Annotated in this window: 27 protein-coding genes; 2 read left to right on the forward strand and 25 right to left on the reverse strand. The window is 36.9% G+C overall.

Features of this window, described 5'->3' with window-relative positions; genetic code table 11:
• Positions 1 to 3: 3 nt before the first annotated feature.
• The 7 genes from FCI53_RS00870 to smc form a co-directional block, all read right to left on the reverse strand.
• The gene (locus FCI53_RS00870; protein ID WP_138414882.1) at positions 4 to 393 is read right to left on the reverse strand and encodes a YlqD family protein; all 390 of its coding nucleotides are present in this window, start codon (positions 391 to 393) and stop codon (positions 4 to 6) included.
• Between the two features lie 81 nt (positions 394 to 474).
• Positions 475 to 702 carry a KH domain-containing protein gene (locus tag FCI53_RS00875; RefSeq protein WP_138414884.1) on the reverse strand — a complete coding sequence of 76 codons (228 nt, stop codon included), beginning with the start codon at positions 700 to 702 and terminating at the stop codon, positions 475 to 477.
• A 14-nt stretch (positions 703 to 716) separates the two neighbouring features.
• On the reverse strand, positions 717 to 989 hold the full coding sequence (rpsP, locus tag FCI53_RS00880; protein WP_138414886.1) for a 30S ribosomal protein S16: 273 nt from the start codon (positions 987 to 989) through the stop codon (positions 717 to 719).
• A gap of 79 nt (positions 990 to 1,068) precedes the next feature.
• Positions 1,069 to 2,421 carry a signal recognition particle protein gene (gene ffh / locus FCI53_RS00885; protein ID WP_138414888.1) on the reverse strand — a complete coding sequence of 451 codons (1,353 nt, stop codon included), beginning with the start codon at positions 2,419 to 2,421 and terminating at the stop codon, positions 1,069 to 1,071.
• 12 nt (positions 2,422 to 2,433) lie between these two features.
• Positions 2,434 to 2,760 carry a putative DNA-binding protein gene (locus FCI53_RS00890; protein WP_138414890.1) on the reverse strand — a complete coding sequence of 109 codons (327 nt, stop codon included), beginning with the start codon at positions 2,758 to 2,760 and terminating at the stop codon, positions 2,434 to 2,436.
• A 75-nt stretch (positions 2,761 to 2,835) separates the two neighbouring features.
• Entirely contained in the window at positions 2,836 to 3,831 is a 996-nt protein-coding gene (gene ftsY, locus FCI53_RS00895; protein ID WP_138414892.1) for a signal recognition particle-docking protein FtsY, read from the reverse strand.
• Positions 3,832 to 3,858: 27 nt separating this feature from the next.
• Positions 3,859 to 7,425 carry a chromosome segregation protein SMC gene (smc, locus tag FCI53_RS00900; RefSeq protein WP_138414894.1) on the reverse strand — a complete coding sequence of 1,189 codons (3,567 nt, stop codon included), beginning with the start codon at positions 7,423 to 7,425 and terminating at the stop codon, positions 3,859 to 3,861.
• 160 nt (positions 7,426 to 7,585) lie between these two features.
• Here smc and FCI53_RS00905 point away from each other — a divergent pair, with 160 nt between their 5' ends.
• The gene (locus tag FCI53_RS00905) at positions 7,586 to 7,810 is read left to right on the forward strand and encodes a DUF1128 domain-containing protein (RefSeq protein ID WP_138414896.1); all 225 of its coding nucleotides are present in this window, start codon (positions 7,586 to 7,588) and stop codon (positions 7,808 to 7,810) included.
• 42 nt (positions 7,811 to 7,852) lie between these two features.
• Here the strand turns inward: FCI53_RS00905 and rnc are convergent, their stop codons facing one another.
• The 11 genes from rnc to FCI53_RS00960 all read right to left on the reverse strand — a co-directional run bounded on the left by rnc (position 7,853) and on the right by FCI53_RS00960 (position 18,920).
• Entirely contained in the window at positions 7,853 to 8,533 is a 681-nt protein-coding gene (gene rnc / locus FCI53_RS00910; protein ID WP_138414898.1) for a ribonuclease III, read from the reverse strand.
• A gap of 118 nt (positions 8,534 to 8,651) precedes the next feature.
• Positions 8,652 to 8,885, reverse strand: a complete 234-nt coding sequence (gene acpP, locus FCI53_RS00915; protein ID WP_138414900.1) for an acyl carrier protein — start codon at positions 8,883 to 8,885, stop codon at positions 8,652 to 8,654.
• Positions 8,886 to 8,926: 41 nt separating this feature from the next.
• Positions 8,927 to 9,667 carry a 3-oxoacyl-[acyl-carrier-protein] reductase gene (gene fabG, locus FCI53_RS00920; RefSeq protein WP_138414901.1) on the reverse strand — a complete coding sequence of 247 codons (741 nt, stop codon included), beginning with the start codon at positions 9,665 to 9,667 and terminating at the stop codon, positions 8,927 to 8,929.
• Positions 9,667 to 10,614 carry an ACP S-malonyltransferase gene (gene fabD, locus FCI53_RS00925; RefSeq protein WP_138414903.1) on the reverse strand — a complete coding sequence of 316 codons (948 nt, stop codon included), beginning with the start codon at positions 10,612 to 10,614 and terminating at the stop codon, positions 9,667 to 9,669. Before fabD ends, fabG begins: the two co-directional genes overlap by 1 nt.
• A 2-nt stretch (positions 10,615 to 10,616) precedes the next feature.
• Positions 10,617 to 11,621 carry a phosphate acyltransferase PlsX gene (plsX, locus tag FCI53_RS00930; protein WP_138414905.1) on the reverse strand — a complete coding sequence of 335 codons (1,005 nt, stop codon included), beginning with the start codon at positions 11,619 to 11,621 and terminating at the stop codon, positions 10,617 to 10,619.
• Entirely contained in the window at positions 11,605 to 12,180 is a 576-nt protein-coding gene (fapR, locus tag FCI53_RS00935; protein WP_138414907.1) for a transcription factor FapR, read from the reverse strand. The genes plsX and fapR overlap by 17 nt, the downstream gene beginning before the upstream one ends.
• Before the next feature lie 144 nt (positions 12,181 to 12,324).
• Positions 12,325 to 14,361, reverse strand: coding sequence for an ATP-dependent DNA helicase RecG (gene recG, locus FCI53_RS00940; protein WP_138414909.1), 2,037 nt, complete (start codon positions 14,359 to 14,361; stop codon positions 12,325 to 12,327).
• 5 nt (positions 14,362 to 14,366) lie between these two features.
• Positions 14,367 to 15,251 (reverse strand): L-serine ammonia-lyase, iron-sulfur-dependent, subunit alpha, encoded by an 885-nt coding sequence (sdaAA, locus tag FCI53_RS00945; protein WP_138414911.1) that lies wholly within the window; start codon positions 15,249 to 15,251, stop codon positions 14,367 to 14,369.
• Between the two features lie 26 nt (positions 15,252 to 15,277).
• Positions 15,278 to 15,940: an L-serine ammonia-lyase, iron-sulfur-dependent subunit beta gene (sdaAB, locus tag FCI53_RS00950; protein ID WP_138414913.1), complete on the reverse strand. Its 663-nt coding sequence runs from the start codon at positions 15,938 to 15,940 to the stop codon at positions 15,278 to 15,280.
• Positions 15,941 to 16,794: 854 nt separating this feature from the next.
• On the reverse strand, positions 16,795 to 18,459 hold the full coding sequence (locus FCI53_RS00955) for a DAK2 domain-containing protein (RefSeq protein WP_171038022.1): 1,665 nt from the start codon (positions 18,457 to 18,459) through the stop codon (positions 16,795 to 16,797).
• Positions 18,460 to 18,557: 98 nt separating this feature from the next.
• A complete protein-coding gene (locus FCI53_RS00960; RefSeq protein ID WP_138414916.1) occupies positions 18,558 to 18,920 on the reverse strand; it encodes an Asp23/Gls24 family envelope stress response protein in 363 nt (120 codons plus the stop codon).
• A 333-nt stretch (positions 18,921 to 19,253) separates the two neighbouring features.
• Here FCI53_RS00960 and rpmB point away from each other — a divergent pair, with 333 nt between their 5' ends.
• Positions 19,254 to 19,442, forward strand: coding sequence for a 50S ribosomal protein L28 (gene rpmB / locus FCI53_RS00965; RefSeq protein ID WP_138414918.1), 189 nt, complete (start codon positions 19,254 to 19,256; stop codon positions 19,440 to 19,442).
• Positions 19,443 to 19,677: 235 nt separating this feature from the next.
• On the opposite strand, the gene spoVM is transcribed toward rpmB, so the two are convergent.
• The 7 genes from spoVM to rsmB all read right to left on the reverse strand — a co-directional run bounded on the left by spoVM (position 19,678) and on the right by rsmB (position 26,389).
• A complete protein-coding gene (gene spoVM / locus FCI53_RS00970; protein WP_342774155.1) occupies positions 19,678 to 19,761 on the reverse strand; it encodes a stage V sporulation protein SpoVM in 84 nt (27 codons plus the stop codon).
• Positions 19,762 to 19,823: 62 nt separating this feature from the next.
• A complete protein-coding gene (locus tag FCI53_RS00975; RefSeq protein ID WP_138414920.1) occupies positions 19,824 to 20,477 on the reverse strand; it encodes a thiamine diphosphokinase in 654 nt (217 codons plus the stop codon).
• A gap of 205 nt (positions 20,478 to 20,682) precedes the next feature.
• A complete protein-coding gene (gene rpe / locus FCI53_RS00980; RefSeq protein WP_138414922.1) occupies positions 20,683 to 21,330 on the reverse strand; it encodes a ribulose-phosphate 3-epimerase in 648 nt (215 codons plus the stop codon).
• Between the two features lie 2 nt (positions 21,331 to 21,332).
• A complete protein-coding gene (gene rsgA / locus FCI53_RS00985; RefSeq protein ID WP_138414924.1) occupies positions 21,333 to 22,214 on the reverse strand; it encodes a ribosome small subunit-dependent GTPase A in 882 nt (293 codons plus the stop codon).
• Positions 22,215 to 22,218: 4 nt separating this feature from the next.
• Positions 22,219 to 24,207, reverse strand: a complete 1,989-nt coding sequence (pknB, locus tag FCI53_RS00990) for a Stk1 family PASTA domain-containing Ser/Thr kinase (protein ID WP_138414926.1) — start codon at positions 24,205 to 24,207, stop codon at positions 22,219 to 22,221.
• Entirely contained in the window at positions 24,208 to 24,963 is a 756-nt protein-coding gene (locus FCI53_RS00995) for a Stp1/IreP family PP2C-type Ser/Thr phosphatase (RefSeq protein WP_138414928.1), read from the reverse strand.
• 76 nt (positions 24,964 to 25,039) lie between these two features.
• Positions 25,040 to 26,389, reverse strand: coding sequence for a 16S rRNA (cytosine(967)-C(5))-methyltransferase RsmB (gene rsmB / locus FCI53_RS01000; protein ID WP_138414930.1), 1,350 nt, complete (start codon positions 26,387 to 26,389; stop codon positions 25,040 to 25,042).

The raw sequence follows: 26,389 nt of genomic DNA on the forward strand, positions 1-26,389 counted from the left end.
CTGCTATTTTAATTGTATAACGATCCCATCTTTAACGATAATTTCTTTATCGTTCATTAGTTCTTCCCAATCTTGCCCTTCTTCAACCTCAACAAGAGATTCAACTTGACGTTCTATTATTTCACTACCTAATGGTAAAAAATCTAGTTGTTCTAATTGAAAATCAATATCTTTTATTTTTTGTTCACGTTTAGTTATTTCTTGCTGAAACCTCTTATATACTTCTTGTTGTTGAGAGACCCCACTTTTGCGTTGAAGTTTCTTTTGTTCAAATAGAAGCTGTTGACACTCTTGTTCAAGTTGCTGTTGTTGATTTAAAAAACTATTCCTAAGTTTTGTTTTACTTTGTTCGGTTAGAATTTGTTTAACGGGAATTTTTCGAATGATATGCAAAGTAATTCCATTCCTTTCCCACACGAGAAATATTCAAGTTTTATATAGTGAAAAAGGGAAAAGGTTTTTCCCCTCTCCCCTTTACATTATATCTAAATAGATACGTTTTTTTGTATCCGTTCCAGCTGCATAAACTAGTGTACGGATCGATTTTGCTATTCTACCATTCTTTCCAATCACCTTTCCAACATCATCAGGGTTAACAGTTAAATGATAAACAATCTTATGTTCTTCTTCATTCTCTGTAACGACAATATCATTTGGGTGATCAACTAATGGCGTAACAATCGTTTCAACTAAGGCTTTCATGCTATCACTCTACTTTACTTTTGAGTTTTAGAGTCGTGGAATTTCGTCATGATGCCTTCTTTTGAGAATAAGTTACGTACTGTATCGCTTGGTTTTGCACCTTTCGTCATCCAGTCAAGAGCTTTTTCCTCATCTAATTTCACTTCAACTGGGTTAGCAATCGGATTGTATGTTCCAATCTGTTCAATAAAACGTCCGTCACGAGGAGAACGTGAATCAGCTACTACCACACGATAAAAAGGATTTCTTTTAGATCCCATACGTTTTAGGCGAATTTTTACTGCCATTTTTCATACCTCCAAAATATTTGTTTTACACAAGTTTAAATTGTAGCAGAAGTTTTTTTGTCTGTAAAGTGTTTTTCCATTACATGAATGGAAAATTAAATCCTTTACCCTTTTTCCCTTTTTTACCCTTCTGCATACCTGACATTTGTTTCATCATTTTCTTCATTTCATTAAACTGCTTTAATAAACGGTTTACTTCAGATACAGAACGTCCTGCGCCTTGAGCAATACGTTTCTTACGACTAGCGTTCATGATACTAGGGTCTTGTCGTTCTGCCTTTGTCATCGACTGAATAATTGCTTCCACATGAGAAAGTTGTTTATCATCAAATTGAACATTTTTTAATCCCTTCATTTTATTAGCACCAGGAATCATACCAATTAAATCTTCTAAGGGTCCCATACTTTTGACTTGATCCATTTGTTCTAAGAAATCATCAAATGTGAAAGATGCTGAACGCATTTTTTCTTCTAGTTCTTTCGCTCGTTTTTCATCAACATTATCTTGTGCTTTCTCAATTAAAGAAAGCACATCTCCCATTCCAAGAATACGGGATGCCATTCTTTCAGGGTGGAATGCTTCTAACTCATCTAATTTTTCACCCATACCTGCAAATTTAATTGGTTTATCTGTAACAGCTTTAATAGACAATGCTGCACCACCACGTGTATCACCATCAAGCTTCGTTAGGACAACACCTGTTAAATCTAGTTGCTCATTAAAACTGTCCGCCACGTTAACGGCATCTTGACCTGTCATGGCATCTACAACTAAAAAGATTTCATCAGGGGTGACATTCGATTTTATTTGTTGCAACTCATCCATTAAATCGGAATCAACATGTAATCGACCAGCGGTGTCAATGATCACGTAATCATGATGTTCATTCTTTGCTTGCTCAATCGCTTGGTTGGCAATATCAACAGGGTTTGCTTCAGTTCCAAGTGAAAATACAGGCATGTCCAGTTGTTTACCAAGTGTTTCCAATTGGTTAATTGCAGCAGGGCGATAAACGTCAGCGGCAACTAACATTGGCTGTTTGTTATATTTCTTACGTAACAAATTGGCCAGTTTACCAGTTGTCGTTGTTTTACCTGCACCCTGTAAACCAACCATCATAATAACAGTCGGCGGACGATCAGCAACAGCAATCTTACTCTGATCTCCCCCCATCAAGTCGGTCAACTCTTCTTTTACAACTTTAATAACTTGTTGGCCAGGGGTTAAACTTTCCATCACTTCTTGGTCCACTGCGCGCTCTTTAACCCGCTTTATAAAGTCTTTGACAACTTTGAAGTTAACATCTGCTTCAAGTAAAGCCAGCCTAACTTCACGGGTCATTTCTTTCACATCTTGTTCCGTTACTTTGCCTTTACCTTTAATCTTTTGTATCGTATGTTGCAGGCGATCGGCCAAGCCTTCAAATGCCATAATTCTCGCCTCCTAATCTAATTCTTTTAAATCACCAATTAACGCTCTTGCACCCTCATAATTGAACTCCATCAATTCTTTTTCTAATTGTGTCACAACATGGTTACGGTGCTGAAATTTTTCATATAAACGAAGCTTTTGTTCATATGCTTCTAACATTGTCTCTGTTCTACGAATATTATCATAGACTGCTTGCCTTGATACATCATAGGTCTCCGAAATTTCACCTAAGGAAAGATCTTCTAAATAGTACATTTCCATGTAATTTCTTTGCTTCGGTGTTAGAAGTTCTTGGTAAAAGTCAAATAAATAATTGATACGAGTTGTCTTCTCTAACATCACAAGCACCCCTTGTTAAGTGAAATGCCTTTACAATTGAAAATATTAAAGCAATCAGTCTACTCTGTCAAGGAGTTATTCTTGTTCTTCTAACATATCAGCAAATAATCCATAGACAAATGCGTTAGCATCAAATGTTTGTAAATCTGTTACTTTTTCACCAAGTCCGACTAATTTAACAGGGATTTGTAGTTCATTTCGAATAGCTAACACTATACCACCTTTAGCCGTTCCATCTAATTTAGTTAACACAATACCAGAGACGTCTGTAGATTCTGAGAAAGTTTTCGCTTGACTCATTGCATTTTGACCTGTCGTGGCATCAAGAACTAGTAATACTTCATGAGGGGCACCAGGAATTTCTCGCTCAATGACACGTTTTACTTTGGATAGTTCATTCATAAGGTTCACCTTATTTTGTAGCCTGCCCGCCGTATCACATAATAGAACATCTGCATTTCTAGACTTTGCTGCTTGAACACCATCATAAATAACAGCTGCTGGATCACTACCCTCATTATGTTTGATAACTTCTACACCAACACGGTCTCCCCATACTTGTAATTGATCAATTGCTCCCGCACGGAAAGTATCACCAGCTGCTAATACAACGTTCTTTCCCTCTTGCTTTAATTTATGAGCCACTTTCCCAATAGTCGTTGTTTTACCGACACCATTTACCCCAACAAATAACATCACGGAAAGTTCGTTGTCTTTTATATTTAATTCTTCAACTTGGTCATCTTCTTCCCCATAATAGATCTCAACTAGCTTTTCAGATATAACTTCTTTTACTTTGGCAGAGTCTTTGATATTTTGACGTTTCACCTCCATTTTTAACTCATCAATTAAGTCCATAACAGTCGACACACCAACATCAGCAGAAATTAGAATTTCTTCTAGATCCTCAAAAAAATCTTCATCAACTTTTCGATACCTAGCAACTAAATCATTTATTTTACTGGAAAAAGAATTTCTTGTTTTGGATAACCCTTCTTTATATTTATCGGATACTTCTTCATTTTCACTATTGCCAGTAAACTTGTCCTTAAGTTTCTTAAAAAAGCTCATCGAATCTTCCTTTCATTCAATTATTACTTATGCATTTACCAGTTCGTTTGTTTCCTCTAATCGTACCGACACAAGTCGAGATACACCAGATTCCTGCATGGTAACACCATACAAAACATCCGCCTCTTCCATTGTACCTTTTCGATGGGTAATTACAATAAATTGTGTGTTTTTACTATAATCTTTTAAATAGCGAGCAAAACGATTCACATTTGCTTCATCCAATGCTGCCTCCACTTCGTCTAATACACAAAATGGCACAGGACGAACCCTCAGAATGGCAAATAATAAAGCAATTGCGGTTAATGCTCGTTCACCACCGGATAACAACCCAAGATGTTGCAACTTTTTACCTGGAGGTTGTGCGCTGATTTCAACCCCTGTTTCTAACAAGTGGTCGGGATCTGTTAACTTTAGTTCCGCTTTTCCTCCACCAAATAGTTGTTCGAATACAACAGAAAATTCTTCTTTGATTTGGTTAAAGGTCGATGAAAATCGTCGCACCATTTCATCATCCATCTCAGCAATAACCCCATATAAAGTTTCCTTAGCTTGGATAAGATCTGCTTGTTGGGTTGTCATAAATTGATAACGCTCTTCAATTCGTTCGTATTCTTCGATTGCTCCGAGATTAACTGTACCTAACTCATCAATCGACCGCTTAATCAATTTCACTGACTGTCTCGTTGATTCTATGTCCTCTGATTTTGGATACATATCTTGTGCTTTTTCATATGTGATGGTGTACTCATCTTGTAGTCTTGACAACCTATTCTCTAATTCAACATCATATCTATTTGCTTGCACTTCTTTTTCTTGGATCGTTTGTATAAATAGTTGCTGTATACGGTTAAGCTCTTTCAGTTCTCTTTCTTCATCTGTTATATATTGTGTTCGATTAGCTCTTTCTTGTCGTTTCGATTGAATAGATTCAACTGTTTCGTCTTTTTCTAGCTGTTTTTGTTGAACTTTCTCACTTATTTCCGCTTCTGTTTCTCCATTTTTATTCCATTCTTTCATTTGTTGTAACTGCTTTTGATTATCATGCAAGGATTGTTGCAATTCTTGCAAAGAGGTTTGAATGGTATTTGTTTTCTCTTGTTGGTTTTGCACTTGTGCTTCCTGTTCTGCTAACGTAACTTGCAATTTGTGATGTTGTTGTTGGAGTTGTTCTTGATTTTGTTGATAATCATTCTGTTGTTTTGTCAACAGATCAATTTCAGATTGTGTATGCGACAATTTTTCATCAAGTTGTTTGAGCTCTATGATTAATTTTTCACTTCTATCTTGCATAAGATGATAATCTTTTTCATATTGTTCTTTATCTTGATCGTATACTTTTAAATTTTCATTGATGTGATGTTTCCTTGCTTTTGCCTCCATCAAATTGGAATGTGCTTGATGTTCCTGACTTTGTTGCTGTTTCAGTTCATTTCTCCACTCGTCAATTTGAACTTCTCGATCAGCAATTATTTGTTTATGATGATTAACTTTTCTTTCAAAGTCTTTTGCTTTTTGTTCAAATTGATCTAATTTATCTGTAATGTCTGTAAGATCTTTCTCTCTTGTAAACAGAGACTGGTTTGTTTTTTTCTTAAAACCACCAGACATTGAACCTCCAGGATTCACGACATCCCCTTCAAGTGTGACAACTCGAAACCTACGTAATAATTTGCTAGCAATTTCATTTGCATCCTTAAGTGTGTTGGCAATAACTACATTACCTAACAGAGACTTAATCACATGTTGATGTCTATCCGAAAAATCGATTAAATCTGAGGCAACACCGACAAACCCTTGGTGCTCCCTTACAGTTGTAAGTAGTTCGTTTGAAATGTACTTTGGTTTAATTGCGGACAATGGTAGAAAGGTGGCACGCCCTTTTTGGGATTGTTTTAACCATTGAATCGATTTACGTGCAACGGCTTCATTATCTACAATGATATGTTGCGCTTGTCCACCAAGTGCTGTTTCGATTGCTGTAATATAGGATGACGGAACATCAACCAACTCAATTACCGCACCATCAATCCCATGCAATTTTTGTTCTTCTCGGGCTTTTAAAATTTCTTTAACACCTTGAAAAAAACCTTGAAAGTCTTCTTTCATATCTTCAAGCATTTCTTTTTTTGATTTTAACTTTTCAATATATTGATACCCTTGGTAAAGCTTTGTTTGCAACTCTTGATAAGTCGATTTATCCCGCTCTAGTTGTTGATTGGCCGACTGAATTTTTTCATCGGTGGTTTGTCGTTCAAGTTTTGTTTGTTCGAATGTTACTTGTAGGTCTTGAATCTCCTTATCAACTTTTTCCCGTTCCGCAATTACATTTTGAAACTTATCTTGTTGGTTATTTTTTCGATGTTCCATTTGGTTTAATTGTTGTTCGATCGATTGTCGCTCATTTTTTTTAGCTGCCTGTTGATTAAGTAGCTCGATATATTCACTTTTTAAATCTTCTATCTGTTCCGAAATGTTTTGTTTTGTTTGGTTGAGATCGTCTTTTACTTGGCTCGCTTCATGTTTTGTCCTGTCTCGGTTGTCAATCAACTGTTGTAACTGCTGCTGTTGTGTTTGTAATTGATGTTCTACTGTAGAAATTCTAGTTTGTAATTGTTCTTCTTCTTGTTCTAGTTTTGTTTTATTTTCCTCAAAATGTCGAAAACGTTCATTGATCAGCTTTTTATTCCCTTCAAGTGTTTCTAATTCTTTCGTAAGTTCGACTAGCTGATCTTGGAGTTTTTCTACCTGCTCATCTAGCGCTTGGACTGCAGCACGTTCTTCCTCTACCTTTGCCTGTTTAGTCTGAATTTTAGTCTTATGTTGAAGCTCTTTCTGTTTTTGTTTTTCCACTTCTTCCAAAACAGATTTCCATTCCCCGTATAACTGCTCAATTTCTGTAATTAATAACGAGATTTCTTGTTCTTTCAATTCATCTTTTTTCGCTAGATAATCTTTCGCAACAGAAGCTTGTTCCTTTAATGGATCTAACTGGCTTTCTATTTCATAGATAATATCTTCAATCCGATTTAAATTTTCCTGTGTTTCTGCCAGTTTGTACTCTGCTTTCTTTTTACGATTTTTGTATTTTAATACACCTGCCGCTTCTTCAAAAATACTACGCCGCTCATCAGCTTTTGAACTTAGAATTTCTTCTACTTTTCCCTGACTGATAATCGAAAACGCTTCTCGACCTAATCCTGAATCCATGAAAAGATCGATAATATCTTTTAGCCGGCAGGCTTGTTTATTAATTAAAAATTCACTTTCACCTGATCGATACACTCGTCTTGTCACACTAATTTCTTCATAATCCACAGGTAAAACGTGATCACTATTGTCTAATGTTAACGTAACCTCTGCCACATTTAAAGGTTTACGCGAGTCACTTCCTTGGAAGATAATATCTTCCATCTTTGCACCTCTTAATGAACGTGCGGATTGCTCACCAAGAACCCAGCGAATGGCATCCGTAATATTACTTTTTCCACTTCCGTTTGGCCCTACCACTGCTGTAACACCAGGAACAAAATCAACAGAAATTCGTTCAGCAAATGATTTAAATCCAACCGAATCTAAGCGTTTTAGAAACATATTTCATTCTCCTACCTGCACTTACTTTTAATCGTCATATATGTTATCGTATATGTATAAATACGCATAAGTATTTTATTTATATTTCAACTTTTATATTCTATCATAAACCATTGGTACATAGAAGAATGGATTGTATGATAAATGAAGGGGGAGTTGTATGAGTCAACTAAATGAGGCAACAGAGGAAAACTTAGAGTTTATTATTAATGAATTAGCTAGTATGTTACAGGTGGTAAATCGATCAATTATGGATCCAGAAGATTACGACATAAGTAAATATGATGAACTGAAATCATTATATGATATGCTAAAACAAAAAGGATCACTCAGCGTTGCCGAAACACAAGCATTTATACAAGAATTATCATCAATAAGAAAGTAAGGTCTGTAAAAAAACCTGACACTTAGTGTCAGGTTTTTATATCTATTCATATGCATCTATTGCTTTTTTAGCCGCTCGTTGTTCGGCTTCTTTCTTTGTCCGACCTATGCCAACCCCTGCTACTTGATCTTTAATTAGCACTTCTGCAACAAACTCACGATCATGGGCAGGTCCTCGTTCTTCCACAATCTCATAGTCAACATTTCCATTCTTTTTACGTTGCACGATTTCTTGCAATTGACTTTTATAATCCATCGCATGCGAAAAAGCACCTTTAGTTATTTTAGGATAAACGTTACTTTCTAAAAAGGAAATGACATCATCATAACCTTTCTCTAAATATAGCGCACCGATAAATGCTTCGAATACATCAGCTAGCAGGGCTGGTCTATTTCTTCCCCCGGTCATTTCCTCGCCTTTTCCAAGTAGAATGTAATCACTGAAATGAATATCATTGGCAAATTCAACAAGGGATGGTTCACAAACAATCGATGCACGAAGTTTCGTTAACTCACCTTCTGCCATATTGGGATATTTCCGGTACAAATACTGTGAGACACCTAATTCTAATACAGCATCTCCCAGGAATTCTAAGCGCTCATTATCCTCAAAATTTTTATTACGATGCTCATTCACATAAGATGAATGGGTAAAAGCTTGTTTTAGCAATTGTTCATTATCAAAATGTATGTTTAGGTCTTGCTGAAGCTTTTCAAAGTCCATTTTTCCACCTACCCTATTCTTATCACTTATAAAAAGAAGTAAGGAAGAAAGCCCCACACTTGATGCGAGACTTTCACTTACTCTATAAGTGGGATAGTACTGTTTTAGTCATAAAGTATTATTGATTGCTGTTTATGTAATTAACAGCATCTCCTACCGTTGCAATTTTTTCTGCATCTTCATCAGAAATTTCCATATCAAACTCATCTTCAAGTTCCATAACAAGTTCCACAACGTCAAGAGAATCTGCTTCTAAATCATCTTTAAATGAAGCTTCCATTGTTACTTTAGACTCTTCTACATCCAAACGATCAACAATAATTTGTTTGATTTTATCAAATGCTTCTGCCATTTTGTTTCACCCCCTTTCAAAGTTATCGTAGCAATGTTATGTTACATCACCATACCACCATCAACATGAATTGTTTGGCCGGTAATGTAATTGGCATCCTCAGACGCTAAAAAGCGAACGACTTTTGCAACATCTTCACTTTTCCCTAATTTCTCTAACGGAATAAGTTCCAACATACTTGACTTTTGCTCTTCCGTTAATTCATCCGTCATATCTGTTTCAATAAATCCAGGCGCAACAGCATTAACCAAAATATTTCTTGTCGCTAATTCTTTGGCTGTCGTTTTTGTCAAACCGATAACCCCAGCTTTAGCTGCGACATAGTTAGCTTGTCCAGGATTGCCACTAACTCCGACAATGGAAGCAATGTTAATAATTCTACCACTTTTTTGCTTCATCATTTGTCTTGTTACACCTTTAGTACAAAGGAAAACTCCTTTAAGGTTGGTTTGAATTACGTCATCAAACTCTTCTTCCTTCATACGCATCAATAAGTTATCTCTGGTAATGCCGGCATTATTCACTAAGATATCTAAGCTACCGAAAGACCCAACAACTTGTTTGATCATATCTTTGACATCCGATTCATTGGATACATTCGCTTGTATCATCATTGCTTCTGCCCCAAGTTCTTGGATCTCCTCAACTACTTGTTGTGCTTTTGCCTCACTACCTGCATAATTAACGGCAACCTTTGCTCCCTGCCTAGCTAATTCTAAGGCAATAGCTCTACCTATCCCTCTAGAAGCACCTGTAACTAAGGCAACTTTTCCCTGTAACATTAGGCTTCCTCCTTATACCACTTAATAAACTTGTCAATTGATTCCGGGTCTTGTACGGTGAATGTTTTCGTTCTTCTATTTACTTTTTTTACTAAGCCTGTTAATACTTTTCCATTTCCAACTTCAACAATTGCATCTAAGTCATCAGCTATTAACTTTTCAATTGTTTCTTCAAAGCGAACAGGTGAATACAATTGTTTGACAAGTAAATCCGCAATCTCTTCGTTAGTTGAAACACGATCAGCCGTTACATTTGCGTAGATTGGAATGTCTGCATTGTTCACATTAACATTATCAAGTTGTTCGGCAAATTGTTCGGCTGCAGGCTTCATTAACCTTGAGTGGAAAGGCCCACTTACATTCAATGGTAACACTCTTTTCACACCATTTTCTTTTAGTAAAGCTGTTGCCTTATCTATCCCTTGGACCGTACCAGAAATTACTACTTGTCCTGGACAATTCATATTCGCAATGTCCACCATTTCTTCATCTTGCTGATTCACTTGATCCAGTGTACGTTGAATTTCATCGCTATCTAACCCCAGTACAGCAGCCATTGTCCCTTTCCCCTTAGGATAGGCTTGTTCCATTAATTGGCCTCTTTTGCGAACTAAAGGTAATGCTTCTTGGAATGTTAAAGCGTTAGAAGCAACTAGAGCACTGTATTCGCCTAAACTATGTCCTGCTGTTACTGTTGGAAAAATTCCGTGTTCATTTAAAATATTATTAATAGCGACACTTGTTAACAGCAATGCGGGTTGTGCATTAGCTGTATGTGTTAATTCCTGATCCGGTCCTTCAAACATTAATGTTGTTAAAGAAGTTTCCAACAACTGATCTGCCTGATCAAATAATTTTGTCGCAATTGGAAAGTGTTGATATAGTTCTTTTCCCATACCAATTGATTGTGATCCTTGGCCTGGGAAAACAAAAGCAACTCGCTTCATTGTTATTCTTCCTCCCCTTCGACTTGTAACGTTTCCATGGTAGTTTGAATTGTAGGTGTTACATTATGTTCAACCATGTGGCATGCTTGTTGTATTGCATTAAATATTGCCCTAGCATTGGAAGAACCATGTGCTTTAATCACAGGTGCTGCTAGACCAAATAATCCTGCTCCACCATATTCAGAGTAATCTAATTGATCTTTTAATCCTTTTAAGTCGGATTTAACAAGACCTGCTGCTAATTTCGTTTTAAAGTTAGACATAAACGTCTGCTTGATCATCGAAAACATGGTAAGTGCCGTACCTTCCACTGTCTTTAGTGCAATATTACCCGTAAACCCATCGGTAACAACGACGTCTGCCACACCATTTAGCAGATCTCTCGCTTCGACATTACCAACAAAATTTATAGGTGCTTGTTTTAATAATTGAAAAGCCTTTTTACTAAGTTCATTTCCTTTTTTATCTTCTGTTCCCACATTAAGCAATCCAATCCTTGGTGCTTTTATACCTCGTACATTCTCTGAATAGATCGACCCCATAATCGCATATTGAAGTAAATGTTGTGCTTTCGCATCTACATTCGCTCCCACATCAAGTAAAAGAAATCCTTTTCCATCTTGCGTAGGTAATGTTGGACTTAACGCTGGGCGATCTACACCTTTAATTCTACCAACAACAAATAAGCCAGCACTCATTAATGCACCCGTATTCCCAGCAGAAATACAAGCATCCGCTTTGTTTTCTTTCACTTGTTTTGCCATTTGTACGAGGGAGGAATTTTTCTTACGTCGAACAGCACGGACTGGTTCATCCTCTGCAGTAATGACTTCATCTGTATGGATCACATCAATATTAGAGGTTTCCGATAGAATTGGGGTAATCGTTTGTTGATCCCCAATTAAAGTGATATGTAAATTTGGGATATGTTTAACTGCTTCCATCGCACCTAACACAACTTCTTTTGGTGCGTTATCCCCGCCCATTGCATCAATTGCTATTTTCATTGTCAACGTCCCCTTTTGGTTGATTCGATCGAAACATATCAAAAACTCCACTAAAAACTTGTTCATTCTCAACATAACTATCGACTTGTACGGTAGTTCTGTCATTATAATGGTTATCGATGACATGTGCTTTGGCTACAACACGTTCCCCTTGTTTTACTTGACGGGTAAACTTAATTTCCGATCGAGCAGTTAATGCTAGTTCATCGTTAATAACAGCAACTGCCAATGAATTAGCTTGTGCAAAAAGGTGATGTCCTCTAGCAATTCTATTTCTTGAAAAGACATGTTCCCCGCCAATATCTAAAATAGATATTGCTCGTTTATCTAATTCCAAATCAATAATTTCTCCGATTACTTCTTCAATTGGAAGTGCCTTTACCATCGCAACAGACTTTATCCGTTCCCTTAATTCAGGTATCGCTAGTTCCATTCGATCTAAGCGAATCGTTTGAATGCTCACTTCAAAGCGTTTTGCCAATTCTTCATCGGTTATAAACGGCATTTCTTCTATTGTCGATTGTAATAGCTTTTGTCTTTCTTTTTTCGTTTTCTTCATTTTCTACACCGTCCAGTTTTCCCGTTAACACCAAATAACATTTTTATGACTAGGTACTAATAGTAATATATAATACCAATAAAAATAATGCAAGCATCACCTTATTTAAGCGAAACTTTCAAAATTTTTAATAAGAATAATAAATTAATCTAATAACGTACCGGAAAGTATATGATCTTCCGTTAACAATTGATTTAACTTTTCATAAGCAGGATCAGTTTCTAAAGCGCCTGAATTAACTAGTTGATGTGCATCTTTTCTAGCAGTCTCTAGAGCACGGTAATCGTGAACGACATCGGCAACTTTAAATTCTGGTAGACCACTTTGTTTCTTCCCAAAGAAATCACCTGGTCCTCTTAACTGCAAATCTTGTTCAGATAGTTCGAATCCATTGGTTGTTTCCGTCATTATTTTCATTCTTTCTTTGCCCACTTCTCCTTTTGGATCCGCAATGAGAATACAATAACTTTGTGATGCTCCTCTTCCAACTCTACCTCGTAATTGATGTAATTGGGAAAGACCAAAACGTTCCGCATCATAGATTACCATAACAGTTGCATTTGGAACATTTACACCTACTTCTACCACGGTAGTAGATACTAATACTTGGATATCATTAGAAGCAAATTGTTTCATTACCTCGTCTTTTTCTTCCACTTGTAGCCTTCCATGCATAAGACCGACATGAATAGTTGGTTCAAAATAGTGTTGTAAATTTGTAAATAAATCAACCGCATTTTGAATATCTAGCTTATCTGATTCCTCAATTAATGGACAAATAACATAGGCCTGATGCCCGTTATCAACCTCTTTTTCAATAAACTTCAAGACACGATCAAACATATTATCTTTCACCCAATAGGTGTCAACTTGCTTCCGACCTTGGGGCATTTCATCTATTTGTGATACATCCATATCTCCAAAAGTAGATATTGCTAAAGTACGAGGGATTGGAGTAGCAGTCATGAATAAGACATCGGGCATCAATCCTTTATCCCTTAAAATTCTACGCTGATTGACACCAAAACGGTGCTGCTCATCAACAATTACCATACCTAAGTCTTTGAACACAACCTCATCTTGTATCAAGGCGTGTGTTCCTATTACAATATCAGCTTTTTGCTCTTGAATTTTCTCTAGTACTTCTCTACGTTTTTTCCCTTTGACGGACCCTGTTAATAGTACTACTTCAGCAAGCCCATCAAACATATCGAGCAACGATTGATAATGTTGTTCAGCAAGAATTTCAGTTGGAACCATCAGGGCCGCTTGCTTTCCACAGGTAATCGATGCGTACATGCAAATTGCAGCTACAGCTGTTTTTCCTGATCCTACATCTCCTTGTAACAATCGATTCATACGATAAGGTGATTTCATATCATCCAAAATTTCACGTAGCGATCGATCCTGAGCATTAGTTAACGGAAAAGGCAAACTAGAAATGAATGATTGTACTTTATGTTGGTCATATGTTTGACTATTACCAACTGTTGCTTCTTTGGTCCGTTTTCGAATCCATTGCATTTTCAATTGAAATAGTAAGAACTCTTCATATGTAAATCTGCGCTTTGCATGTTTTAAGGCTTGGAAGCTGGTCGGAAAGTGCATTTGTTTAAGTGCCTGAGTTCGATTAGGAAGCTTATATTCTAATAAATACTGATCTGGTAATAGTTCTTGTATGTATTCTCCGTATTGATTCAATGCAGTCCGAATCGCTTTTTTCAATTGTTGATTCGTTACAGATCCTTTTAATGGGTAGATTGGTTGAATAGATGTCTCACTTTTTGCTGTTCCTTTTTTATAATGACTCACGGTGATTTGCAAGCGATGCTGATCCCATTTACCGGTCATCGTTACAGCATCCCCTTGATTTAACTGTTTCTTGGCAAAGGCACGATTAAACATCACAGCCTTAACCACAACTTGTTCGACTTGCAGTTGAACGACAAGCCTTGATTTTCTTTTTCCAAAAAAGGTAAGGGAAGGCTCACCAATGACCTCCCCTTCAATGGTTACTTTTTCGTCATGAATTAATTCACTAAGCGGTTTAATCTCATAACTATCATAGCGATGAGGGAAATGAAACATTAAATCCTCAATCGTTTCAATCCCCATATCCACTAATTGTTGACAAAATTTTTCCCCGATCCCTTTAACATGAATGACTGATTCATTTAACAATTTTCTCACTCTTTCTCTAGCGGCATTCCGTAAATCTTAGCGGCAAGTGCCCTGCCAGTTGGCGTTGCTGCTAATCCACCTTCAGCAGTTTCTTTTAAAGCAGTCGGCATTGAGCGACCTATTCTGTACATCGCTCCTATCACCTCATCACAAGGAATTCTACTAGTAATGCCGGCAAGCGCCATATCTGCAGAAACTATTGCGTTTGAGGCCCCTGCTGCATTTCGTTTTACACATGGAACCTCAACCAATCCCGCAACAGGATCACATACTAATCCCAACATATTTTTTAGTGTGATAGCAAATGCTTCTACACTTTGTTTAGGTGCACCTCCCGCCATTTCAACAACCGCAGCAGATGCCATCGCTGCAGCAGAACCAACTTCAGCTTGACAACCACCTGCAGCCCCTGAGATAGAAGCATTATTAGCAACTACATATCCAAACGCCCCAGATGTGAACAAAAATCGAATCATTTGTTCTCTTGTTGGTTGCAATCTATTTTTAACGGCAAATAAAGCACCTGGAACACAACCAGCACTACCAGCAGTTGGTGTTGCACAAATCGTTCCCATTGCAGCATTGACTTCATTTGTTGCCACAGCTTTACTTACCGCATCTAACAATAACGTCCCTGATAACGGTTGGTGATCATTCATATAGGTTTGTAATAACACCGCATCTCCCCCGGTTAAACCCGAGTGCGAGCTAACACCACTCAACCCTTGTTCAACAGCATCTTCCATAACTTGTAGGTTGCGATCCATTTGCCCCATCACTTCATGCCTAGATTTCTCTTGAACATCCATTTCCTGTTGAATCATCACTTCTGAAATGGAAATACCTTGTTTTTCCGTTATTTCTAATAACTCAGCAACATTTCGAAACAAAGCGTTCCCTCCTCTTGATGTAACTTTTAATCTACAATCTTCGTAATGTGCAAGATGTGATCTGCCCCGCGTAATTCTTTTTCAATGGAATCATCCACATTTTGGTCAACTTCAATCACCATTAATGCTTCTTGCCCGACATCTTTTCGTGAAACTTCCATTCGCCCAATATTAATTTCGTGTTTTGCTAAAATTTTTGTAACAGATGCAATCGCACCAAAACGATCATTATGCATTACTAGTATTGCAGGATGGTTCCCCGAAAGATGTAATTCAAATCCATTCAATTCCGTAATTTCCACCTTTCCACCACCAATGGAAATACCAACTAATTCGAGTTGATCCGTTCCATCACCCATTTTAATTCTTGCCGTATTAGGGTGATCTGTTGCTGCGTCATCTTGGAAAAATTGTATGTTAATACCTTTTTGTTTAGCAATTGAAAGTGAATCACTAATCCTTGTATCATCTGTATTATAGTCTAATAATCCTCCAACAATCGCCACATCTGTACCATGACCCTTATATGTCTTAGCAAATGAACCATATAGATGGATTTCTGCCCATGTTGGTTCTTTCCCAAACAATGTACGTGTTGCCCGACCAATTCTAGCTGCACCTGCAGTATGTGAGCTTGAAGGTCCAATCATAACAGGTCCAATAATATCGAAAACAGATTTATATTTCATACATTCACCACCTGTCAGATGTTATTTAAAAAATGCTCTTTCTATAGTATAACGTGTTCAAATCTAAAAAAGAAGGATAACTTGAGCCATCACCATTAGCTTTGTTCGTGTTTATTTAAATGATAGCCCATCTTAATCTGCTGTTTGTTATTAGGATCCATCCGATGAAAACACTTTTAAAATTTCAGAACATTTACCTTCTATTCTAATTATGCCAAATGCATATAAGCTGTATTATACGACATAACCATGTAGTTTGCTTTCTACTATTCTGATTGGAATAAGTGTTATACCAACGCCACGGCAGAATACTACGCTTTCCATGGGCACGGCTTCAGCTAACTTGGTAAAGAAAACCGCTTTACCAAGTGGATCTTCAGCTCGTGCTGTTCCCATAGGAGTCTACGTATTCTGCCTTCGCTGGTGTTAGTTTTCTGATTAATAGCGAGTGTTTGCCGTGAAAATTAACACTTTGTCGCGTTCTCCACCATGAAGAAAAAGCTTATAAGTTCTGACACTATAAAATCTGTATTAAACTTAAAATAGCTTTTCTAATAGATGACATTTTGCTTACTTTGACAAAGTAAAAATTGCAAAAAATACAATGCACTCAAACAGCGAAGGAAATACACCGGAGACTCCTGTGGGAGGAATGGCCTAGATGAGACCCCACAGCGAGGAACGAGCGAGGAGGCTCATCAGCCACCCACGGAAAGCGTAGGTGTATTTCCGTAGCGACATTCAAGTACTCACATTATTAAGAGTGAGCAAAAGAAAGCAAGGTTATGTCGTATAATACAGCTTATGCGACATAAAAAAGCCCCTGAATGACAACAGGGACTTTATAAAAACTTCTATTCAATTGAAATTATATAAGAATAAATTGGTTGGTTTCCTTTATGAATTTCAATTTCAACTTCATCATAGTTGTCTTCAATGTATTGTTCTAACTTCTGCACCTCTTCATCACTTGCATCTTCCCCTTGAAGAATCGTAATGATTTCATCATCCTCATCAAGCATTTCTTGTATGAGTAATTTTGTTGCCTCTAATTGGTCTTTATCGGTCGCTTTAATTTTCCCATCGGCTAACCCCATAAAATTACCGTTCTCAATTGTCATTCCTTCAATTTGTGTATCACGAACAGCATATGTGATTTGACCTGTTTTCACTTGTTTACTTGCTTCAATCATGTTCTTTTTATTATCAGCAAGTTCTGCTTCTGGGTGATAGGCTAGTAATGCACTCATTCCTTGTGGGATTGTTTTTGTTGGTACAACTACCACATTTTCTTCAGCTAATTTCGCTGCTTGTTCTGCTGCCATAACAATATTTTTATTGTTTGGCAGGATGACAATATTTTTCGCATTAGCTTGATTAATTGCATCCGTAATATCTTGTGTACTCGGATTCATGGTTTGTCCACCTTGGATGACAACATTAACACCAAGGCTTTCCAATAATTCTTTGATACCATCTCCCATAGCTACTGACACAATGGCATTTTCTAATTTTTCAGCAGGTTTTGCTGGTTCCTTTTTATCTCCAACAATCGATGTGTGCTGTTGTCTCATATTTTCAACTTTTATACTGACAAAACTTCCAAACCGTTGTCCCAAATTAATTACTTCACCTGGATATTCCACGTGAACATGCACTTTTACTAATTCATCATCAGAAACAACGAGTAATGAGTCTCCATATTCACTAAGTTCATTTCTAAATTCCTCTTCACTGAAAGGGTGTTGCTGCAATTTATCCTGTTCGAATTTAACCATAAATTCGGTACAATAACCAAATTCTATCTGGTCTGTATCCATGAAGTCTTGAGCTAACTTATGATGTTCTGCATTCACCATATCTTCTAAGTCAACAGTGGTCTCAGAAGTTTCAGGTAACTCTTCACCTTTTAATGATGCAAGAAACCCTTCATAAATAGTAACAAGACCTTGGCCACCACTATCAACTACTCCAACTTCTTTTAAAACAGGCAACAAGTCTGGTGTGGATTGCAAGGAAGCCTTCGCTGCTTTTACAACGCCTTCCATGAACTCAATTACGTTATCTGTAGAACTTGCTAATTCCTTTGCTTTTGCTGATGAATCCTTGGCAACCGTTAAAATGGTGCCTTCAACAGGTTTAATCACAGCTTTGTACGCAGTATTTACACCTTCCTCAAAACCTTTAGCAAAATCAATAGTGGATAGTGTCGTTTTTCCTTCGACACCTTTAGCAAACCCTCTAAATAACTGGGATAAAATAACACCAGAATTACCTCTAGCTCCCATTAATAGTCCTTTAGCAAGTGCTTGAGCAACTTCTGCTACTTGTTGATTGTTTGCAACCTTTACTTCCTCTGCCCCTGATGTCATGGATAAGTTCATATTTGTTCCTGTATCCCCATCTGGTACAGGAAAGACATTTAAAGCATCTATCATTTGCGCATTATTCGTTAAATGGTTTGCTCCAGTGAGTACCATTTGTGCGAATGTATTTCCATCTAACGTTCGTAACGTCACTTACAACTTCCTCCTTCTAAACGATCTAGATATTGATCGTGCCTTTCCCTTTTATTTAAATGAAACAAAGAAAAAGTATCCCTTTTAATCTGAACTTTTTAATCGTTAGCTACTCTTACACCTTGAATAAAGATATTAACAGAGTTAATTGATAAACCCAACGTCTTGTCCAAGGTATACTTTACTTGTGACTGTACATTGTGAGCTACTTCTGAAATTTTTGTACCATAACTAACTATTATGTACATATCTATGTGTAGATTTTCTTCCTCTTGTCTAACGACAACACCACGGGAAAAATTTTCTTTTCGTAATATTTCAGCAATCCCATCTTTTAATTGATTTTTTGACGCCATTCCGACGATACCGTAACATTCGATCGCTGCACCGCCTGCTATTGTAGAAATCACATCTGTCGTTATTGTGACATGACCATCTTTTGTATTTAGTTCAATGGACATATAGAATCCTCCTTGGCATAATCCTTAATAGTTAAGCTTATTTTACTATATCTTATAAAAATATAAAAGCTGTTACAATGACAACGGGTACATTAAGTGATCTGAGAGCCATTTTCTAAGACTTAAGATTCAATTATATGTCAATTTATTCATTTAGTTAATACCACCAAATGCATGCATATAATAGTAAACCCCTTTATACAATGGACGAAAATGGAAATTCTGTCAAGCAATAATTCTTGATATAATTACAAACATATATTGCATTAATTGCCTACCTATGATAAATTATATTAGTATGTAAAGATATACATGGTAGTAGGAGGGATTTACATGGGACGCAAATGTGTTGTAACTGGTCGTAAAACTACCACAGGTAACAACCGTTCACACGCTATGAATGCTAACAAACGTAACTTTAAAGCTAACGTACAAAAAGTTCGTATTATGGTTGATGGAAAACCTAAGCGTGTTTATGTTTCTGCTCGCGCACTTAAGTCGGGCAAAGTAGAACGCGTATAGTCATCAATAAAAGCTAACAAAAAAAGCACCCAAATGGTGCTTTTTTTGTTTTGTAAGAAATAATACATTTTTCTTGTTGTAGGCCATGCTAAGCTAATTACGTCCGGCTCTAGCGCTAAAGTTAGCGCAATTTTCTTCAACTTCGCACGATAAGTCAACTCGATTACTCTGTTCATCGTTTCCTTGCTCAATTTAGTTCGTACGTCGTTTACCGGACGCCCTGAACCTTTTTACCTTAGTCTTTTTTAAATGTACCCATCACTGCACGTACAAAGCCACCAATGAACCTCGGGAGTTTAAAGGTATAAAACTTCATCATATCCCCCTCCTCTTTTTCCAAATAGCAATAAAGATCGCTCAGATTATCCTATGATAAAAACATCAAATGAGTACATCGCGGCTCCTTATTACTAATAGTATGCCTTCATTAAACGAAAAAGTACCTTTTTCTAAAAGAAGCTTATTCGATATACAGAGTGTTGATCCCCAAGATATATCAGCATTACTTAATTTATAGTAGAAACCTTCTAAAGATATGCCGAAAATTTGTTTTGAAAATGGCAAAAATGAGATATTTGGATAATTTTTATCTTCCTTGATATGATATGTACCAGGAGAATAAAGTTGAATTAAATTCGCTTGATCAATAATTACACCCTCCACTGAGTCTTTTAGTAGACGATACAATAGTTGAACACTGACCATCCCATGGTCCATTCTACCGCCAGTTACACCAAACAAATAGATTTTATTGGCACCAGCGGCTATAGCTGAATCAATTGCTAATTCTAGATCGGTTTCATCCTTTTCAATCGGATACTCTTGAAAAGAATATGCCTTTTGTTTAACAATCTCTTTCTGTGAATCCGTAATTGAATCAAAATCACCAATTGCTAAATCAGGAGTAATTCCTGCATCTAGTAACGTGATTGCCCCTTGATCAGCACCAATCCATGTTGTAACTCCTGTACAGAAATCATCGAGTTGCGGAATTTGTTGTTTTGGTCCACCTGCCACAATCGCTATTGTTGACATACTTTTCACCTACTTTTTGATTTACTTCAATCTTCTTGCATGACTCTTTGTTGTAAATTTTGCTCTTTAATGTACATTGTTTATATGTTGACTAACCTTGTATAAATTTTATTTCTTCCAGGTCTAGTGTAACAAGTGCTATACAATCGTTCCCGCAGAATACTACGCTTTGCGTAAAAAAAGATTGCCAAATGGCAATCTTTTTTTACGCATTTCTTATGTTATCCATTGCCTGCTGTCGATCCTGTTTATTGAAGACCGCACTTCCAGCAACTAGTACGTCAACACCTGCTTGTTTACACTGTTTTGCAGTATCGGGATTTACCCCACCATCTACTTCGATTTCAAATGATAAGCCCAATTCCTTACGCCACATGCTAAGTGTGTTTGCTTTTTCAAGTACACTTGGTATAAACGCTTGCCCACCAAATCCTGGATTAACCGTCATGAGTAAGACAAGATCTACTTCAGATAAAATAGGCTTAATCAACTCTACTGGCGTAGCAGGGTTAATAACGACACCTGCCTTCACACCAGCATTTTTTATCATTTGCACCGTTCGATGCAGGTGTGTACATGTTTCTTGATGTACCGTAATAATATCCGCACCCGCTTTAACAAATTCAATTACATATTGATCTGGATTTTCAATCATTAGATGAACATCTAATGGTAGAGACGTAATTGGGCGAATGGACTGAACTACTAGTGGGCCAATTGTAATATTAGGAACAAAGTGGCCATCCATAACATCTACATGGATATAATCTGCTCCACCTTTCTCAACATCTAGGATTTCTTCTTTTAAAATGGAAAAGTCTGCTGATAAAATGGATGGTGCTATTTTTGTCATTGTTAATACCTCGGCTTTCTATTTTGTATCTCTTCTAAAAATTGTAGGTAATGTTGATAACGATAAGTTGGTATTTCTCCGTTCTCTACAGCTAGTTTAACCGCACATTTCGGCTCTTTGTGATGCATGCACCCTCTAAATTTACACGCATGCTTTCGTTCCCTCATTTCTGGAAAACAATCTGGTACGTCTTCTATTTGTAATTCATTAAACTCTAATGAACTAAAACCAGGTGTATCGGCGACAAGTCCATCATTTACTTCAATTAACTCTACATGACGAGTTGTGTGTTTCCCTCTTCCAAGGCTTTCTGATATTTCATTGGTTTCTAATTTCAACTGTGGGTTAATTGCATTTAATATAGAAGACTTCCCTACACCAGATTGACCTGCTATAACCGAAATTTTCCCTTTAAAATGACGAACTGCTTGCTTGATCTCATCTAACTGCTTGATCGAAACAGATTCAACCACATAGCCAATTTGTTCATAATCCTGTTTATATTGGGCAATTTGGCTTTCTTTTTCGTCATCAATTGTATCCATTTTTGAAATGATGATCATAGGCTCTATATGTTTCGATTCAATTAATACTAGAAAGCGATCTAACAGTAATGTGCTAAAATTAGGTTGAGTGGCGGACACAACAATTACAGCTTGATCAATATTAGCTATAGGTGGCCTAACAAGTTCATTCTTTCGTGGTTTTATTGCTAGAATATAGCCTTCCCCTGGATTACTTTCTTCAAATTCAACCTGATCACCAACCAATGGGGTAACTTTATTTTTTCTTAAAACTCCTCTACCCCGGCATTGATAACGGTCTTCACCACTTTGCACATAATAAAACCCACTCAATGCTTTTACGATTTTACCCTCTGCCATTCATTCACTCACCTTCCACTTCTTCGTATGTGACTGTTTCTTCCGTTACATCTTCAGGTGTCTCCACTTTATATGTCGCCTCTCCATTTGCTGGGATGACTAGTTCGATTGTAGTCGACCAATCTTCCTGTATCGACCTTGTTTCAACAGGCTCTGCATACGTACGATTTAAGTCATTTACATAAATACGCACTTCCTGTGGTGGTCCATTACCATTTTGATTACCCTCAGTGTATGGAACATCAATTTCAACAGAATGTGTAATTGGTGGAATATCTTCTGGACCTAATGAAATAACAATTTCAACATCTGACCGTTGCTCCACTTGTGTAAAGGCATCTGGTTGTTGTCGAATAACTTTGCCTTCTTCCACTTCATCCGAATATTCCTCTGTTATCGTTGCATTTAGATTTTCATTATCTAAATAGGTGACAGCTTCTTGTTGTGTTAAGTCCTCTAGTGATTGTAATGTTACTGGTTCAGGTCCTTTACTCACTTCAAAAATAACATTAGTTTCCTCTGGTACTACCTGTTTATTTGGTGACGGTACTTGGGTTAAGATTTGATCTTCTGGTTCATCATCAAATTGTCTGTATATCCGAATATCTGTATCGTCAAATCCCAACTGATTTAAAATACTAGTCACTTGATTAATATCTCGACCAACATAATTATCAAAAGCTATTTTTTCTTTACCAAGACTTGAATAAACAGTAACGGTATCACCTTCTTTTACCGTTCTCCCTTCCGATGGTGCTGTTTTTATTACCATTCCTTCTTCCACTTCATCATTATGCTCCGTTTTTCGTTCCACATTTAATTGTAAATCGTTAAGTTGATCATAGGCTTCCTCATACTCCATTCCCTCTACCGACGGAATGGTAACATCTTTTGGTTGGAATAAACCTGGAATAATAAATAATGCAGAGATGATCGATCCTAATACAACAAACAAAAGAATGGACACCGTAATAATTACTTTCTTACGTTTCTTTTCTACTTTATCGTTATCCTGATTCTTCGTTTCAAGGTGTGGATTTGTATGATCAGAAGTTACAATCGTATCTTGAGTTGTTTTATGTTCTTTAAATGTTTGGTCTGTAATAATTGGAATAGCTTTCGTTGCCTCACCTTGGTCTTCAGGAGGTGTGAAGATTTCCTCATCCAAACGATCAGGATCAAGTGCTGTTTCCAATTCTTCATGCAATTCATCTACTGAATAATAGCGATGAAATGGATCTTTTGCTGTTGCTTTTAATACGACATTTTCTACACTTTGAGGTAAATTAGGATTCCATCTCCTTATTGACGGTGTATTACTCTGCAAATGTTTTAAAGCAATTGATACTGCAGACTGACCTGAGAAAGGAAGTCTGCCGGTAAGGAGTTCAAATAATACGATCCCTAAAGAATAAATATCGGATTTTTTATTTGCCATTCCTCCACGAGCTTGTTCAGGTGATAAATAATGAACAGAACCTAATACAGAATTCGTTTGTGTTAAGGATGTTGCACTTAACGCTACTGCAATTCCAAAATCGGTTACCTTCACTTGTCCAAATGGATTTATTAAGATGTTTTGTGGCTTGATGTCTCGGTGAACAATATCATTTTCATGGGCGTGTGAAATAGCAGATGTGACTTGCTTCATGATATCTATCGATTCTTGGACCTCAATTGGACCATACATCTGTATGTACTTTTTCAGAGTCATGCCTTCCACATATTCCATCACCATATAATAGATATTATCCTCTTCACCTACATCATAAATATTAACAATGTTTGGGTGTGCAAGACTTGTTGCAGATTGCGCTTCTCGATGAAAACGAGCTATAAACTCTTCATCATTGGCATACTCTAACCGTAATACCTTAATGGCAACTTCTCGATCAAGAATGATGTCTCTGGCGAGGTAAACATTCGCCATACCTCCCCCGCCGATCATCTTCTTAACCTTATATCTTTCGTTCAATATTTCGCGGTCCAACATTTATGATTCACCTACTTCCTGTGAATCTCGATATTGAACTAATGCCACTGAAATATTATCCTCGCCACCGCGTTCATTCGCTTTATTAACAAGACTTTGCAATGTCCCCTGTATCGTATCCATTTCTTTAATAGATGTTTTCAACTCTTCTGTTTCTAATTTGTTTGATAAGCCATCAGAACATAATACTAGTGTATCACCTTTATCCCATCCAATTGTTTGTATATCAGGTCTACTATCTAACTCTGTACCTAACGCCTTCAACAGTACATTTTTCCTCGGGTGATACTCAGCATCTTCCTTTGAGATCTGACCATTACGAACTAGTTCATTTACTAAAGAATGGTCTTCTGTTACTTGTTTAAATCCCTGTTCATTATATAAATAACATCTACTATCACCGATATGACCGATAGAAATAAAATCAGCTGTACAAATAGCCGCAACAATAGTGGTTCCCATACCTTTACATTCTTCATGATTCTGTGCATGATGATAAATACTATTATTCGTTTCCATGATAGCATCTAGTAACCATGCTTCAGCTTCATCAGGACTTGTAAAAAAATTTGTTGTTTCCCATTTTTTATTTAAGCCTTCAATCACCATATTACTTGCGACATCCCCAGCTTGGTGTCCTCCCATTCCATCTGCAATAACTACTAAAATTTGATGATTAGCATTTTTAAAAACGCCACCTGCATCTTCATTGTGATTTCTTACACGACCTTGATCTGTTAAAAAGTAAGCGTCCATTATTTCACCTCGTCTCCTCTTCACACTACACTATTTAAGTGTATCGGTCAGCTAGTTCAAAATAAACTTATTTGGATTAGCTAGTTTTTATCAAACGTGTTAAAAAGAATCCATCCGTATTAAAATCTTGTGGAAATAATTGCAACCCTAACGAGGAGATCCCTTCTATATGTTGCAATGATTCTGGTAACTCTTCAAAAAATTGTTGATCCATTTCAAATTCTGGATGACGCTCTACAAACTGTTGAATAATCTGTTCATTTTCATGTTTATCAACTGTACAGGTACTATAAACAAGTTTACCATCTTTTTTTAATAGTGGGGCCACACTTTCAATCAATTCTAACTGAATGGATGCTAATTTTTCTATATCTTCCTCTGACTTATTATATTTAATATCTGGTTTACCTCTTAGCACACCTAAACCAGAACATGGCGCATCTAATAAAATCCGATCAAATGATTCTGTATCATGCAAGGTGTCTAACTTCCTTGAATCAGCTTGTTTCGCATTAATAATAGTTAGTTCAAGTTCCATCGCTTTTTTCGTAACTAACTTAGCCTTTTTGTCATGCAAATCATAGGCATGAACTTCACCTATATTATTCATTTTTTCAGCGATATGAGTCGTTTTGCCACCCGGTGCACTACAAGCATCTAAAACCTTCATCCCCTGTTTCACTTCTAACATTTCTGCAACTAACATCGAACTTTGATCCTGCACAGTTAAGTAAGATTGCTTAAACAATTCACTCTTTAAAATATTTCCTTTAATTACAATTATTCCCTGAGTTGAAATGGTAGATGGTTCCACTTCAAACCCTTCATTTGTTAGCTTAGTAATCGCTTCTTTCCTCGTAATCTTTAAAGGTTGGACTCGAACACTTAACGGTTTGTGCTTTAGATTCGTTTGACACATGATCTCCGTTGTCTTCATTCCATACATATCGGTCCAACGACGCACAAGCCAAAGCGGATGGCTTGTTTCCAAACTAATTCGTTTCACTTGATCATCCACCTTGGATAGATCCGGTAGACCTTTTCGCTGGACATTACGTAAAACACCATTTACAAATGATGAAATCCCTTTATGACCACGTTTTTTGGCAATTTCAACAGACTCATGTAATATGGCATGGTCTGGTACTTTATCTAAGTATTCCATTTGATAGATGGACATATATAACAACCACTTTACCCATGCTTGCATTTTTTTCTTTCGGTCAACAAAACTGAACACAAAATATTCAAGAGTTAATTTTCTTTGAATCGTACCATAGACTATTTCCGTTAACAATGCTTCATCTTTGCCGCTTAAACCCTTATTTGCAATGGCATGGTCGACCATTAAGTGACTATACCCGCCTTTTTCACCTACTCGTACTAAGATATCTAACGCTGTGTTTCGTAGTATGTATTTGGTCAT

This window comes from Aquibacillus sediminis (genome assembly GCF_005870085.1).
In the GTDB taxonomy this organism is placed as follows: domain Bacteria; phylum Bacillota; class Bacilli; order Bacillales; family Amphibacillaceae; genus Aquibacillus_E; species Aquibacillus_E sediminis.

What these genes read in the sequence shown, in the direction of transcription:
- FCI53_RS00975 (WP_138414920.1), bottom strand. Translation starts at nt 20,477, where the DNA reads ATGTCAACAATAGCGATTGTGGCAGGTGGACCAAAACAACAAATTCCG.
- FCI53_RS00960 (WP_138414916.1), bottom strand. Translation starts at nt 18,920, where the DNA reads ATGTCCATTGAACTAAATACAAAAGATGGTCATGTCACAATAACGACA.
- smc (WP_138414894.1), bottom strand. Translation starts at nt 7,425, where the DNA reads ATGTTTCTAAAACGCTTAGATTCGGTTGGATTTAAATCATTTGCTGAA.
- fabG (WP_138414901.1), bottom strand. Translation starts at nt 9,667, where the DNA reads ATGTTACAGGGAAAAGTTGCCTTAGTTACAGGTGCTTCTAGAGGGATA.
- spoVM (WP_342774155.1), bottom strand. Translation starts at nt 19,761, where the DNA reads ATGATGAAGTTTTATACCTTTAAACTCCCGAGGTTCATTGGTGGCTTT.
- rnc (WP_138414898.1), bottom strand. Translation starts at nt 8,533, where the DNA reads ATGGACTTTGAAAAGCTTCAGCAAGACCTAAACATACATTTTGATAAT.
- ftsY (WP_138414892.1), bottom strand. Translation starts at nt 3,831, where the DNA reads ATGAGCTTTTTTAAGAAACTTAAGGACAAGTTTACTGGCAATAGTGAA.
- rsgA (WP_138414924.1), bottom strand. Translation starts at nt 22,214, where the DNA reads ATGGCAGAGGGTAAAATCGTAAAAGCATTGAGTGGGTTTTATTATGTG.
- FCI53_RS00995 (WP_138414928.1), bottom strand. Translation starts at nt 24,963, where the DNA reads ATGGACGCTTACTTTTTAACAGATCAAGGTCGTGTAAGAAATCACAAT.
- fapR (WP_138414907.1), bottom strand. Translation starts at nt 12,180, where the DNA reads ATGAAGAAAACGAAAAAAGAAAGACAAAAGCTATTACAATCGACAATA.
- rpmB (WP_138414918.1), top strand. Translation starts at nt 19,254, where the DNA reads ATGGGACGCAAATGTGTTGTAACTGGTCGTAAAACTACCACAGGTAAC.
- FCI53_RS00905 (WP_138414896.1), top strand. Translation starts at nt 7,586, where the DNA reads ATGAGTCAACTAAATGAGGCAACAGAGGAAAACTTAGAGTTTATTATT.
- pknB (WP_138414926.1), bottom strand. Translation starts at nt 24,207, where the DNA reads ATGTTGGACCGCGAAATATTGAACGAAAGATATAAGGTTAAGAAGATG.
- acpP (WP_138414900.1), bottom strand. Translation starts at nt 8,885, where the DNA reads ATGGCAGAAGCATTTGATAAAATCAAACAAATTATTGTTGATCGTTTG.
- FCI53_RS00890 (WP_138414890.1), bottom strand. Translation starts at nt 2,760, where the DNA reads ATGTTAGAGAAGACAACTCGTATCAATTATTTATTTGACTTTTACCAA.
- rsmB (WP_138414930.1), bottom strand. Translation starts at nt 26,389, where the DNA reads ATGACCAAATACATACTACGAAACACAGCGTTAGATATCTTAGTACGA.
- rpe (WP_138414922.1), bottom strand. Translation starts at nt 21,330, where the DNA reads ATGACAAAAATAGCACCATCCATTTTATCAGCAGACTTTTCCATTTTA.
- fabD (WP_138414903.1), bottom strand. Translation starts at nt 10,614, where the DNA reads ATGAAGCGAGTTGCTTTTGTTTTCCCAGGCCAAGGATCACAATCAATT.
- rpsP (WP_138414886.1), bottom strand. Translation starts at nt 989, where the DNA reads ATGGCAGTAAAAATTCGCCTAAAACGTATGGGATCTAAAAGAAATCCT.
- FCI53_RS00875 (WP_138414884.1), bottom strand. Translation starts at nt 702, where the DNA reads ATGAAAGCCTTAGTTGAAACGATTGTTACGCCATTAGTTGATCACCCA.
- sdaAB (WP_138414913.1), bottom strand. Translation starts at nt 15,940, where the DNA reads ATGAAATATAAATCTGTTTTCGATATTATTGGACCTGTTATGATTGGA.
- plsX (WP_138414905.1), bottom strand. Translation starts at nt 11,621, where the DNA reads ATGAAAATAGCAATTGATGCAATGGGCGGGGATAACGCACCAAAAGAA.
- ffh (WP_138414888.1), bottom strand. Translation starts at nt 2,421, where the DNA reads ATGGCATTTGAAGGCTTGGCCGATCGCCTGCAACATACGATACAAAAG.